This window comes from Pseudomonas sp. F8002, from assembly GCF_013385495.1.
Lineage (GTDB): Bacteria > Pseudomonadota > Gammaproteobacteria > Pseudomonadales > Pseudomonadaceae > Aquipseudomonas.
Map to the genome: position 1 here is coordinate 203313 of NZ_JACAPW010000010.1, position 14443 is coordinate 217755.

General features: G+C 61.4%; 6 protein-coding genes. All 6 read right to left on the minus strand.

Annotated elements, in window-relative coordinates; genetic code table 11:
- Positions 1–178: 178 nt before the first annotated feature.
- Positions 179–553 carry a barstar family protein gene (locus HX811_RS09190; protein ID WP_087693608.1) on the minus strand — a complete coding sequence of 125 codons (375 nt, stop codon included), beginning with the start codon at positions 551–553 and terminating at the stop codon, positions 179–181.
- Positions 554–565: 12 nt separating this feature from the next.
- Positions 566–8539: a DUF637 domain-containing protein gene (locus HX811_RS09195; protein WP_177045658.1), complete on the minus strand. Its 7974-nt coding sequence runs from the start codon at positions 8537–8539 to the stop codon at positions 566–568.
- Positions 8540–8570: 31 nt separating this feature from the next.
- Positions 8571–10292, minus strand: coding sequence for a ShlB/FhaC/HecB family hemolysin secretion/activation protein (locus HX811_RS09200; protein WP_177045659.1), 1722 nt, complete (start codon positions 10290–10292; stop codon positions 8571–8573).
- A gap of 321 nt (positions 10293–10613) precedes the next feature.
- A complete protein-coding gene (gene pgaD / locus HX811_RS09205; RefSeq protein ID WP_008433665.1) occupies positions 10614–11096 on the minus strand; it encodes a poly-beta-1,6-N-acetyl-D-glucosamine biosynthesis protein PgaD in 483 nt (160 codons plus the stop codon).
- Positions 11093–12439, minus strand: a complete 1347-nt coding sequence (gene pgaC, locus HX811_RS09210) for a poly-beta-1,6-N-acetyl-D-glucosamine synthase (protein WP_003218180.1) — start codon at positions 12437–12439, stop codon at positions 11093–11095. Before pgaC ends, pgaD begins: the two co-directional genes overlap by 4 nt.
- 3 nt (positions 12440–12442) lie before the next feature.
- Entirely contained in the window at positions 12443–14440 is a 1998-nt protein-coding gene (pgaB, locus tag HX811_RS09215; RefSeq protein WP_177045660.1) for a poly-beta-1,6-N-acetyl-D-glucosamine N-deacetylase PgaB, read from the minus strand.
- Positions 14441–14443: the final 3 nt, after the last annotated feature.

The window sequence follows — 14443 nt, forward strand, 5'->3', positions numbered from 1 at the left end:
GAGTCACGCCTGCGTGATGCTGCATTCGCGCGATCTATGGTCAGAGTACCAGGCTTACCCGCGTCAATAGCATCTTCGATGTGTTGCGCTGATTCAGGAAAGCGGCTTTTGCTGACTGTGACAATCTTTTCAGCGTCACCGCCAGCGGCCCCAGTTGCTTTTGCTCCAGCGGCTTAAGCTATTTGTCTAGCAGATCCTCGACCGTAAGCCTATCAATTTCTCTGAAGACTACTTCTATCTCGTGCCCTTCGTCACCAATCCAATCAAAGACCGCATCACGTAGAATCTCAAGGTATACCTGTAGATCCTCTCTTGGCAATTCTGGAAGAGTCACATGTACAAGGACGATTTTGTGGCATGGAATCCAGCTAAGATCTCTTAAGCAATCATATAAGGCATCCCAGTTAAATCCAAAATACCCCGGCAACCAAAGCAGGTAATACAGCGATCTTATCAATTCCTCTGCAATCCCAATGGACGGGTCAATCCGCACATAAAAAACCTCGGCCGCGTCATATGAAGGCGGGATGTCCACAAACTTGAATGGCAACATTTTCGACAGGCCTCAATTTTTTATCGGGATGAAGGTTTTGTAGTGGTCGGCTGTGTAATACATTTCGCCGCCTTTTCCTACGACGATTCGCTGAGGTCCTGGCCCTGCAATACCGGGCGTAGGATGGACGTATTCAGTGTAGTAACCGGCTGGTTTCTGCGGCAGATCCGATGCGCGATTCTGGAATATAGAGCCGTCGTTTCGATGAGGGAAAGATCCACCTGACTTTATCCGATCCAAGGTTGGGCCAAGATCAACTGTGCCTTGGAGGACCTGACCAGTTTTTTGATCAACAACCTTGATGCCATCGATGAATCGAGTAGTGTCTTTTGCACCTAGCGGTAAGTCAGGAGTCGCTGCGTCACCCTGACCACCTTTACCTTTCCCTGCCCCAGCACGCGAGGGTAATGTTACCCCAACGCCCGCCTTGATAGCCTCTGCGCTGAGTTTAACCAATACCCCACCGCCTGCAGAGCCAAGATCTGCGGCGATTCTATTGGAGGCGTCTAGGTTGTTTCCTAGGATATAACCGACTACCGAAGCTGCCCCACCTTGCCCTTGCGCTCTAAGTCTCCCTACCAGATCGACGAGTTTCTGATCATCGTTCGCCAAGGAGGTAGCGATACCTCTGCATCTTTGCGGATCGCGCGCGCAAAGCGTATCCAACTCGTCATTTCTCTGTTGATCAAGTTCCTCATAGCGCTGCCTGACCTCACGCTTCTCTTTTTCCGTACTTTTGCTGTCGACCTCCCGCAGCATCTGCTCAACTTCCTCATGGTAGAGGTAGTTGAACGTCGTAGCCTTCTGAGCAATCTGTGAGCCTTTCTCCAAATCGCCATCGACCGCCGCCGCGCCTATCAGTCCAGTCAGCTGTGAAAGCATCAGCGTTATATCGTTGTTACCTTGAGCCGCCCACACCAGTTGATTAATAAGCGCCTCATTCAACCCCGCAGCAGCAGCACCGGTTTTGAAGTCGCTGCCAGTCGCTTCTGCCAGCAGGCCGCCCATTAAGGCGTGGGCAAGAATTTTTTGAGGGCTACCGTTCGGGAAGGTGACGTAGTCACCCACCCAGTTAAAACCGGTCGCCATTGCTACGTTGCCAGCCTCTCCCAGTAATGCCGCGTTGAAGTTGTCGCCGAAGCTTCCTCCCTGGATAGCCGTCGAGATTCCGCTGGAGATGACCGCTCGACCACCAGCGCGCAAGGCAATATCACCTGCGGAGGTCCAGGTAAAAATATCGCTGGAAGAGTTGGTGACGGCCAAAGTTGACCCCGCGCTGGGGCTCACGCCTTGGACTGCTGTTGTACTTGTGCTCTCAGTGCCGCTGAACCAATTGGTGTCAGCATAAGAAAGCGCGCCAGCCGTAAAACCGGCGACTGCCGCACTTTTAATACTGTTGCTACTAGCGGTTTCCTTTAAGGCTCTGCCGAGGTTGCCTTTATTGTTAATCGTGCTGGTAACACCAGTGGTCGAGAAGCTCGTGGCAACTGCCAACTCCCAGCCCCCAAGACCAAAACCTGCCGGCCCCATGATCGCGGCCATCATGATCGCAATCGCGATCTTGGCGCCGGCGCCCAAGCCAGAGTTGTCGTACTTGAAGCTCTCGTGAATCTCTTTGACCTGGCGCCAATCAATGTCGCCACGTGCTTCGGCCTGCTTAAGCCACGCCAGATTGGGATCAGCCTTGACCATAGCATCAACGGTCTGACTTACGGTCTGCTGATCGACCTGTTTGACATCGATGCGAATTCCCTCGGCGGCCTTGATGACGAGCTGGCCTTGAGCAACCAGTTCACTTTGGCGCAAGGTTTCATCCGTATTGCCTTTACCTTTGGCACTGAACCATGAGAGGTCACTTTTGCTTTTGGTGTGGCTCTCATCGTGCAGGTCTTTGACCCCTTCAAAGACAACCGCACCACCGCTATCGAGGACGATGTCCTTACCGCTATTGAGCTTGGCAACTTGGTACAGCTGGTCGCCTTCACTTTTAAGCGTCAGATTGCCACCCGTCTTGATCTCGGTGCCCATCTGAGTCGTGCGGGTGACTTCATCTGTCTGCGCTTTTTTCGCGCCCCAGCTTCCCTTCTCCTTCATGTCATACAACGTATGAGTACTGTTCTGCGCCGCCAGCAAATTCAACTTATCCCCGCTATACAGATAAGCCTCATTCCCCGCACTGATCTTGCTCGCCACCAGCGTGGTGTCGCGCCCGGCCTGGCTCGTAAAGTCCCTGCCCGCCGTCAGCACACTGGCCAACTGCGTAGCCTGCTCATCCGCTGTCTTGATGCGTTTCTTGCCGTCTTTTTCCTTGCCTTCGACGTTGTGCACATCGCTGACAGACGCCACGTTGAAATCGCGCCCGGCCTGAATGTTCAGGTCCTTACCCGCGGTGGCGTTGCTGCCGATGACGTTGACGTCTTGCCCCGCCACCATGCTCAGGTTGCCGCCGGCCGTGACCGTGGCCGCTTGGTTTTTCACGTCGGTGGTGATGGTGGATTTGTGCCCGCCGTCGCTGAAGGCGTGGATCTCGCTGGTGTCGCTGACGGCGATCAGGTTGAGGTCGCGCCCGGCTTTCAGGTCGGCATCGCCGCCGGCGGTGAGTGCGCCGTGGTTGGTGAGGTCGCGGCCAGCGTCGATGGCCAGGTTTTCGCGGGCGGTGATGGTGCCGGCGCTGCTGTCGGTGAGGGTGCGCATGCCGGCGCCCTGGCGCACCTGGATGGCGGTGTTGTCGTTGGTGATGTCGCCCTTCAGGGTGGTGAGGCTGACCTGGGTGCCGCGTATCTCGCCAGCCATGGAATTGCGGATGCTGTCCTGGGCCAGCAGGCTGAGGTTGTTGCCGGCCTCGATCAGGCCGCCGGTGTAGAGGCTGCCCCTGCTGGCCACTGAGAGGTTGTTGCTGGCGCGCAGGGTGCCGACGTTGATCAGGTCGCCGCCGGTCATCAGGTTGAGGTCGCGGCCCTGGATCAGGCTGTTGCCGCGCACGTTGCGGGAGTCGGCCTGGGCCAGGTAGAGCACCGGCACGAGCACGGTCTGGCCGTCGACCACGCGGTTTTCCATCCACACGATGTCGTGGGTCAGGGCGCCGACTTGCTGGTCAGTGAGGGACACGCCGACGCTCAGGCGCAAGGCGTCCTTGCTGGCCAGGGCGTTGTCCATCAGGTAGCGGAACTGGTCGTAGTCGCTGGTCAGGCCACCGGCGAGGAAGCGTTGCCCGGTTTGCGCCAGCACGGCATCGCGGATCAGCCGTGACTCGTATTGCCCGTCACCCAGGCGACGCCAGGCGTTGTCGGGGCTGTAGCCGAGCTTGCCGAGCATGTAGTCGGAGCTGAAGAAGCCCGCCACAGTGGTGAGGTTCGGGTTGGTCTCGATCAGGTAGTGGCTGGTGGGGTCGGCGTTTTTGATGAACAGGCCGTAGTCGCCCTTGGGCAACTGGAAGCCGGGCGCGGTGGTGGGGTCGACCGGGGTGAAGGACTCGCCGGTGTAGTCCACGGGTACGTAGCGGCCGTCGGGCGCGATGCTGGTCACCGGCAATACGCTGCTTGGCGCCTGGGCGGTGGCGTCGTTGACGTGCTTGCTCAGGTTGATGTTGATGCCGCCGACGGGGATGCCGGTCTGGTCGTCACCGAGGGTGCCGGTCAGTTGCTCCAGGGTGTTGGTGTGCAACGTGCCATTTTGCAGGGTGCGCGCAACGTTGAGGTTGACCGCGCCACCGGCCTGTATCGTCGCGGTGTAGCCCGGGCCGCCGTTGTCGGTCCAGGTGGTGACGTTGCTTTGTTCGGAGAAACGCCAGTCGCTCGACCGGGCCTTGAGCACCTCAAAGCGTGCTTCATCGAAATTACCCGCTGCCACCGCTGCGTTGAAGGCGGGTACGTCGATGTATTCCATCCGGTCCCACTCATCGGTGTCGATGCGCTGCGGGGTGCCGATGACGATGGTGTTCTGCCCGGTGCGAGTCGCGGCGCCCTGGTTGAGCAGGTCGTTGGCGGTGATGCTCAGGTTGCCATTCGCCGCCAGCAGGCTATAGCGGTTCTGGACGTTGTCGCCCTGGATCAGCAAATCTTTGCCCGCCACCAGGCGTGCAGAGGCCGAGTCCTTGATCGCGGATTCAAGGTAGGTCTGGTTGATGGTGATTTGACCGCGCTTGAACGAGTCGTGCCCGCCGCAGTGCTGGCCGCACTGCCAATTGAGGCTGCCGGTGGTGACGGTCTGGCCCAACTCGAATTCAGCCTTGGCGTTTTCCACATTCCGCGCACTGATGCCGATATTGCCTTCGCTTTCAACCGTACCGGAAAGGTTGCTGAAGCCCGCCGCCATGCCGCCATCGAGCGCCGCGAAACTCAGGTTGCCCTTGCTGTAGACGTCGCCGTACAGGTTGCTGAAGCTGTTCCCGCGCAGGGTCAGATCACCGCCGCTGAACAGCAGCGTGTCCGCGCTATTGCTGATGCCATTGCTGGCGCTGAGGTTGACGTTGCCTTGTGAACCGAGGGTGCCGCGGTTGTTGATCTGTGCGGCGGCAATGTCGAGTTGCTGGCGTGCGGTGAGGTAGCCGAGGTTATCCAGCGTACCGCCCAGGGTGATGCGGGTGGTGGTGCCGCCGGCCAAACGCCCGCCGTTCTGGCTGAGGTTGTTGGCGACCACGCTCAGTTTTTGCTGGGCCGAAAGGCGGCCACTGTTGGTCATGTCGCCGGTCAGGTTGACACTCAGGTCACCGTCGCTGAGCAACTCGCCCGCGTTATCCAGGCTGGCGACATCCAGGGTCAGCCCCTTGGCGCTGGCCAGGCGGTCGCCGGCCTTGAGGCTAAGGCCCTGGGTGCTGGTGTAGTGCAAGGCTTCATTGAGTTGCACACGGCCGAGGCCATCGACCCGGCCAAACGACCAGTCGGCAGTGCCCAGGCCATTGATGCTGCCCTGGCTGCCGCTGAGGCTGCTGGTATTGAGGCTGAACACGCCGGTGCCAGCGTGCTGCAGTTGCCCGGCCTGGTTATTCAGATGCCCGGCGCTGAGGCTGAAGGCCTGGCTGCCGAATTCAAGAATGCCGTTCTGGTTATTCAGTTGGTCGGTGACCGTCAGCGTGCTGCTGGCGCCTTCCATCGCCCGCAGTTGGCCGCCCGCGCTGTTGTCGAGGTTGCCGCCATTGAAGGTCAGGCCCTGGTTGGACTCAATCAGGCCGCCTTGGTTGGTCAGTTGGGTACGCGAGGTCAGGCTGAGCTGATTGCCGCTGATCTGGCCGTTGGCGCTGTTGTCCAGGGTGGCGCCGGAGACGGTGACGTGCTCCTTGCCGAACAGTTTGCCGCCCCGGTTGGTCAAGGCCTCGACCGTCAGTTGCAGGTCGCTCTTCAAGGCGGTCAACGCGCCGGCCTTGGTACCGTCTTGGCTGTTGTCGACGCTGTCGGCTGTCACCGTCAAGCTGTCGCCTTGCACGGTGCCGCCCTGGTTGTTCAAGGTGCCCAGCGTCAGGTCGACCGCCGCACCACCGCTGAGGATCATGCCCTGGCGATTGCTCAGGTCCTGGCCGCGGTAGCTCACGCCCTGATTGCCGGCCAGGAGTTGGCCCTGGTCGTTGTCGAGGGTTTGCGCCGCGATATCCAGGCGCTTGCCCCGCAAGGTGCCGCCCTGGTTGTCGAGGGTGGTCAAGGCCTTGACCAGCACACTGCGTTCGGCGGCGTCGATCACACCGTTGGTGTTGGTCAGCAGGTTGCTGATGTTGAGGGTGATGTCGCCGTCATTGCTGACCAGCGCGCCCTTGCTGCTGTTGTCGAGGTCTTGCGCGGTGACAGTGAGGGCCTTGCCCAGCAGGATCCCGGCGCTGTTGCCCAGGCGCTTGCCGGTCAGCAGCAGGTCACCCTCACTTTGAATACGGCCCTGGGTGTTGAGCAATTGGTCGTTCAGCACCACGCTCACACCCGGCACACCACCGGCCAGCAACCCGGCACTGCGGTTGTCGAGGCTGCCGGCGCGGACGTCCAGTTGGTCACCGACGATACGCCCGGCGCGGTTGTCGATCTGCCCGCTTCGCGCATCCAGCAGCAACTGCTTGCCGATGATGGCGCCGCCCTGGTTATCCAGGCTCGCGGCGTGCAGTTCGATGTCGCCCTGGGCGGCCTGCAAGTGACCTTTGGCGTTGTTCAGCTGTTGGGCGACGGTCAAGGTCAACTTGCCGGCATCCGCGCTGAGTACACCTGCGTCGTTGTTGCTGAGGCTGCCGAGGGTAGCGGTGAGTTGCCCACCCACCAGCTTGCCGTCCTGGTTGGCGACGTCACCGGCGCGCAGGTTCAAGTCAGTGCCAGCCTGGGCATGACCCTGGCTGTTGTTGAAGGTGTTGGTGACGGTGAGGTTGAGCGCGCCTTTCTCGGCACTGATCAAGCCCTTGGCACTGTTGTCGAGGCGGGCGGCGTTGACCGTCACGGCGTCGGCAACCAGGAAACCGTTCTGGTTGTTGATCGTGTCCGCTGTTACACCGAGGTTGCCCGCGACAATCTGCCCGCCGGTGTTGTTCAGCGTGCCGCTGTTGAGCGTCAAGCTGCCGCCCGCGACCTGGATATGGCCCTGGCGGTTATCCAGCGAATCGGTTTGCAGCGTTGCCGCCTGATCGGCACCGAAGCGAATCAACCCGCCGAGGTTGACGATGGCCGGCGCGTTGATCGCCAGCGCTTGCTCGCCATACACCCGCGCGGTGGCGCCCTGGTTGGTCAGTCTGGCACTGTTCAGCGTGACGGTTTTACCCTGGATCACTGCGCCCTGGTTGTTCAGTTCCCGGGTGGCCGTGGCGCTCAGCGAGCGGCTGGCCAGGACGTTGCCGCTGGTGTTCAGGGTTTGCGTATTCACCACCACATCGCCGGTGGCATTGCGGCTGTTATCGGCCTGCACGCCTGCTTCGATGATGCCCGGGTTGGTGACGGTGGTGGCGTTGAGTTCGATGCGTTGGCCAGCGGCCAGGCTCTTCTGGTTGACCAGTTCTTCAGCACCGCTCACCTGCACATTGCCGGCGGCGTAGACCTTGTCGGTCAGGTTCACGTTCTGCGCGGTGACCTTGAGGTTACCGGTGGTCGCCGTCTGCGCCATGCTCAGGCGCCCGTTGGCATCCAGCTGGATATCGCCGCCACTGGCGGCCAGCGTACCGTCGAGCTTCACACCCACGCCGGCTTCGGTGCCCACCAGTTTGATCGCACCGGCGTACATACCGCCCAGCGCCGAGGAGTCGATGGCCAGCTCGGGCTTGGCACTGCCGTCATCGGCGCGCGCGGTGGCTTTCAGGCTGTTGGCATCGACGTCGTTACGCCCGGCAATGACGGTCAATTCTCGTGCGTTGATCTGCGCATTGATCTTGGCCGAGCGGGTGATGATTTCGAAGCGGTCGACGTTGCTGGCATTCAAGCCTTCGCCGTCGATGGTCACGGCGCCGCCGTCAACCTGGTAGCGCTGCAACTGGCCGCTGGCGTCGAGCACCGGTTTGCCGGTGGTGAGGGTCACGTTGGGGGTGTTGATGAAGCCGCAGCCGCTGCATGTAACGCCGTACGGGTTGGCGACGATGACCTTGGCCGACTGGCCCGCCACTTCGGTGTAGCCGCGCAGTTGGCTGGGGCTGCCGCCGTTGACTTCGTTGAGGATGACGCTAGCCGCGCCGCCCTTGAGGTTGGGGTTGCCGACGATGTAGCCACCCAGCTGGGTGTTCGTCATGGGGCCGTTGGCGTTGTTGAGGATCACGCCGTTGGGGCCGACGTTGTAGTCCTTGAATTGGTTATGGGACAAGCCACTGCCATTGGGGGTGGCGATGTTCACCACCGGTACGCCATTGCCGGCCTGGCCGACGGTGGTGCCCGGCGCACTGACCACAATGCCTCCGGCCTGGGCCAGCAGCGGCTGCCAGAACAGCGCGTTGGCCAGGATCAGCACCAACCCGCGCTTGGGCAGGCCGAAGAACGAGTCTCGCGGTTTCAGCGCAGCAGAAGGTTGGCGGGCCAGGAAGGCAAAGTGGCGAACATCCATTGTCATATTCTCGATGTAACGGGGCGTTGAATTACAGGAAGAAATCCATGCGGAAGTAGATCGGCGCTTCGCGCTCGCTCATCACTGCCGGGCGTTCCAGGGAATGGGCAAAGGTCACGCTGGTGCTGACGTATTTGCCACGGGCGAACAACTCCAACGAGTTGCTCGAGACCCGGCCATGCACTTCACCGTTATAGCGGTCGTTGCTGATCACACCCTGGTCGTAGCCGACGCTGGCGCCGTATTCGGCAAAGGCCGGGCGCATCCAGTCCCAGGTCACCGGGCGCGCCCAGCGCACGTCGTTGCGCCAGTAGCCGCCGCTGTCGCCGGTGAGCTGCTGGTCTTTGAAACCGCGCACCGAGGCCGAGCCGCCGAGGCTCATGCGCTGGGGGCTGAACAGAATGTCTTCACTGCATTGGCCGGTGGCCAGGCTGGAGAAACTGAACGACTCACCCCATAGCGTGAACGGCTGTAAATAGCTGACGGTGGCGGTGTATTTGCGGTAGCGCGCGTTGGGCAGGCGATTGCCGTATTGATCGCGCTCGTTTTCAGCTTGGGCATCGAAGGCGCCGATACCGTTCTGCATGCCCAGGTCGAGGTTGACGAAGGCATTGCCGATGCGGCGGCCGTGGTTGATGCCCAGTTGCAGTTCACTGAGGCGGTTGCTGCTGGGCTCGGTGCGCACGTCGAGGATGTAGTTGTTGGTGCGCAGGTGCGACAGGCCGACGTTCACCGAGGTCTTGCTCACGTCGTCACGATGGATCACCCGCTCGGCGCGCAGTTGGTGGTTTTCGTTGTCGCCGTTCTGCTTGAATTTAAAGTCGTTGGTCACGCCAAAGGTGCGGTAATCACTCTCGCTGTAGGTGTAGCTGAAGTTCCACCAGCCCCATGGCACGTTGTAGTAGAGCATGGTGTTTTTCGAGGTCTTCTGGTGGTCGCTGACGGCATCGTGGCCGCCGCGCAACACAAGCTGGTCGGCCAGGCCCAGCGGGCTGTCCCACTCAAGGCCGGCGCCCCACTGCTGTTCGCCGGTGCTTTTCTGCCCGTCGTTGTTGCGCGACAGGCTGGCGCGCCAGGGCTTTTGCGGGACGTTCTTGACCTGCACTTCACTGCCGCCCACCTGGCTGCCGGGGGTCAGTTCCATTTGCGCCTGCTTGGACGGCAAGCGATTCAACTGGTCCACCAACTGCTCGATTTCCCGCAGGTTGAGCTGCTCGCCGACCTTGCCGGGGAAGGCCATGGCCAGCTCGCGCGGGGACAGGTTGCTGCCGTCGGCGCCCTTCAAGCCTTCGAGCTTGCCTTCCACCACCAACACCTGGAGGTGGCCGGTGGAAAGGTCCTGCTGCGGCAAGTAAGCACGGCTGGTAACCATGCCTTTGTCGATGTAGTAGTCGGTGATCGCCTTGAGCACTTGATTGAGCTGGGAGACACCCAGGCACTGGCCGATATAAGGCTTGAGCAGGCGCTCGCGGTCCGGTGCAGGCAGGCTGTCGGCACCCTTGAGTTCGATGTCTTTGATCGGGAAGCAACGGGTGTCGGCCGGGATGGCAGGCGCTTGGGGCTTGGCTTCTTTGCCGGGCAGTTCCTTGAGGTCTTCAAGGCGCCGGCGCTGTTCTTCCAGCAGACGGTTTTGCCGGTCGCGGATCAGGTCCTGGTCGCCAGGCGTAGGCGCCGCCACCGCACTATTGAGTGCGAAGCAAGTCAGCAGGCAAACGCCCAGCAGCAGCCGAGTCCGTGGCAATAATAAAGACATGTTCGATCCGTCGAAAAAGCGGGGGCCGGCAAACTAACATCGAACTTCCGGTGGGCCAAGATTCTGGCTTAGTGGGAAGTTATGTTTAACAGGCATATAAGTTGCTGATTATTAACAATAAATAAATCATGCAACGTTTAATTGCTTGCAATTGGAATTTTTATTCCGACAAACGGTAACAGTTTTGATACACCTCCAATGGTGGCGCTTACAATTGCCATTACTTGGCCATCAATGCGGTATCAAGACTGGTTAGTAGCCAAAAGATGAGAAAAGTTCGCGGTTATTTTGTGAATTGGATCCCATTTTTCGATATCCCGGTTAACCAACCTCCTTGGTCCGCTCCTGCCCCGCTACCAACTTCAACCCTGGCCGCTCCACATGCCGGGACACATGGGCTGTCACTTCCTGCACACCCCCTTCGTGGTCGTTATGAATCACCAGCACACCCGGGCGGCGCAGTTGCTCCAGGTCACCTTCCCCCAGGCTGAAGCTGTCGCTCAAATGCTGGTCGCTCAAGGCCTTGGCCGCCGAGCGCCGCTGGGCAAAGTGCTTGCCACGTCGCTGCTGGTAGCGTGCCCAACTGATCAGCACCATCGCGTTGAACACGGCAATCCACAGGTAGATCTGCAAGGTATCCAGCGCCGCGAAAATCGGCGCATCGATCCGCGGGCCGCCGTGGCTGTCGAGCATCGGCACCAGCCCGCGCACCAGCAGGATAATCAGCCCGGCCCAGGCCAGCAGGGTCAGGAATACGTCGATGGCCCACATCACCGGGCGCTGTTGGGTTCGGATCAGATTCATGGTTGCACATCCGTAGTGGGGGCTTTGATTCCGCGATCCGGGCTGACCCAGCGCGCGCGTTTCTGGTGTTGGCGGAACAGCACTTTGGGGAAGCTGACCAGGGTGGTGAACAGGCTCACCAACCAGAACACCAGCGGGTACCAGACGGTCCAGAACAGGGTTTTCCACAGGCCCTTTTCATAGCGCCGGTCGATCATGATGCTCACCGCGAACTGCACCAGGCACACCACCGCCAGCAGCAGGCCGGTGAAGGCCGGCGGCATCAGCGAGTCGACGGCGATGGCGGCGGGCAGCGTCACCACTTTGCCCACGGCCCAGAAAATCACCGAGAGCAAAAAGGTGAAGGCCCAACCGGTGGACAGGCAGTACTCGAACAGCAACGGCCACAGGTAGCGATGGCGCCATTGCCAGATGCCACGAATATTTTTGAACAGCACTTCAGCGCCGCCCTGGGCCCAGCGCAGGCGTTGCTTCCACAGGCCGCCGAGGGTTTCCGGCATCAGGATCCAGCACAGCGCGCGGGGCTCGTAGAAGATGCTCCAGTGGTCCAGTTGCAGCTTCCAGCTCACGTCGATGTCTTCGGTGATCATGTCGGTGCTCCAGTAGTCGACCCGGTCCAGGGCCGCCCGCCGAAACGCCACCACCACGCCGGAGACGGTGAAGATCCGCCCGAAGACCCGCTGGGTGCGCTTGATCAAGCCGATGATCGAAGAGAACTCGCCCACCTGCACCCGGCCGATCAAGGTGGAGCGCGTGCGAATCCGCGGGTTGCCGGTGACGGCCCCCAGGCGCGGGTTGTCAAGCATCGGCGCCACCAGGTACGCCGCGGTGTTCGGCGAGAGCAACGCATCGCCGTCGATGCACACCAGGTATTCGCTGCGCGCTGCTACCGCGCCCATGCGCAAGGCCACAGCCTTGCCCTGGTTTTGCGCCAGGTGCAGCACCCGCAGGCGCGGCTCTTTCAGCGCCAGCGCATCGAGCACGGCGGCGGTGTTGTCGCTGGAGCCGTCGTTGATCGCGATCACTTCGATGTTGCGGTATTGCTGGGCCAACGCGGCACCGATGGTCTCGGCGGCGTTGTCGCCTTCGTTGTAGCAAGGGATCAGGATCGAGATCAGCGGCTCACCGGCCAGCACCGGCGCCGGCGTGTCATCCGCCCACGGCCAATGGCGCTCCCAGTGCAGCCAGAAGTACAGGCCGCCAGCGATCCACAAGCCGGACATGAACAGCGGATAGAAGAAGACGAAGTCCATCAGGAACTGCCCGGTGACCAAAAAGATCAGCCCAAGGGGCACACCCAATACCAATGACAAGACGATAAGCGCGAGGATTCTGTCGAACATGAGTCAAGGATTCCACTGGTTGGAAAGGGCCGGACGCACGGTTTTCAGATCCGGCGAATTCTCCAGGAAGTTGTCGGGGTAGTAGCCAAAACTGGTCACGCCCTGACGCTTGAGCACGCCCATCCACTCGGCCATTTGTGCACCGTCCAGATCGGGAGCGGCCGAGGTGCGCCAGTCCTTGGCTTGCAACTCGAAGACCGTGCGTTGCAGAGCGCCGGGGCGGGCCTTGACGGTGGCCACGAGCTTTTCCAGCCAGGCGTTGGAGCCCTTGAGGTCCTGGCCTTCCATCAGCGGCATGGCCATCGGCGCAGTCCAGTCGTAGCTGGTGAGGAAGTCGTCGAGGTTCTGCGCGAACCAGGCTTCGCTGCCCGGGTTGAGCATCGGTTCGGCGAAGATGTTGCGTGCGGTCTGCACCTGCGGGCCGCGCAGCGTGCGGACCTTGGCCGTCAGCTCATGTGTGAAGTCGATCAGGTAGCGGCTCTTGAAACGCGTCCAGCGCTGCATCACCGCAGGGTCGGCGCGCAGGGCTTCGATGGTGTCCGGCAGGCCATTGGCGGCGTAGGCCTTGAGCGCCAGCGGGCTGGCGTCTTCGAAGTCCGACAGCACCGCGTCGTCGTGGAACAGCAAGCCGTCGATGGCACTGGTGCGCGCCAGGTCTTCGTAGATCTCACCGATGACCTGCCGCACTTTCGGATCGAACGGCGACAGGCGCTGGTACTGGTCCGGGTCGATGGCGACCTTGCCGGTTTGCGGGTCCCAACGGGTAACGCGGGGCAGCTTCGAATCGAGGGCGAAACTGAGCACCGGCATCCAGGCAAATACGCTCACGTGGGCCCGGGTGCGCAGTTGCCAGGTGACGCGGTTGAACAGGTCGGCGCGCACCGGCAAATGGCGGTTGGGGAAGTACAGCGAACGCACCAGGCCATCGCCCTTGGGGTCGGCGAAAGCCTGCAGGAACACGGTGCTGGCGCCCATGTCGACCACGCGCTGGATCAGTTTGTCGAGGTTGCGCACCTGCTGTTCCGGGTCCGGGTCGTAGACGTTGTCCAGGTCCACATGCAGCACCCGCAGCGGGGCTTCAGTCTGGGTCGCGACGATGGCGTTGGCGTAGTGTTCGCCGTCCGGGTCGGAGGCCACCAGGAAGCGCGGGCTGCTCATCAGGTTGCCGAGGCTGTCGAGACCGTCTTCCAGGGTCAGGGCCATCTGGTAACCCTGCTCGCCCACCACCGCCAGCGAGGTGCCATCGGCAGCGCCGTAAGGCCACACCCACACGCGCGGCGCCTTGCCGGTGACGGCGCGGATCTTGTTGGAGATCGCCGTCACGTCGGTGCGCATCCGCGCCTGGAACTGGGCTTCGGTTTCGTAGCGATGGGTCGCCGGGTCAAAGCGTCGGGTGGTGGCGGCCGGTTGCAGGTTGCCCTGTGGGTTGGCCAGCACGCCCTTGTGATTGGCGTCGGTGTGCGCGGCGATTTCCACCAGGCCGGACTGGGCGATTTCGCGCACCTGCTGCCAGGTCAGGAAGTCCGAACGCGGCCGTGGTGTACCGGCGAAGTCCACCGGCTGGTTCAGCGGCGTATCCACCCACGAGCCCACCGGCGCCAGCAGCGCGTGCCAGTTGTAGCTGCGCAGGATCGGCATCACACGGGTGTAGAAGCTCGCGTAGCCGTCATCGAAGCTGAGCATGATCGCCTTCGCCGGCAACTCCGGGCCGCCGTTGCGGGCCGCCAAGATCTGGTCGACGGTGACGGGCTGGTAGCCGTTTTCCCGCAGCCACGCCAACTGCTCGATCAAACGTTCGGTGCGCACGGCCACGACGGCCTGATCGGGGTCGCGGTCCTCGATGTCGTGGTAGGCGATACCGAGGAAATGGTTCTTCGGCCACGCCGCTTCGCTGGCAGGCTTGAGCCGCTCGGCGGGTGGAGTGAAAGGTGCGGGTTGCTGGGCGCAAGCGCTGCTCAGCATTAACCCCAGGGCCAACAGGCAACGGGACAAGACGGGCATGAT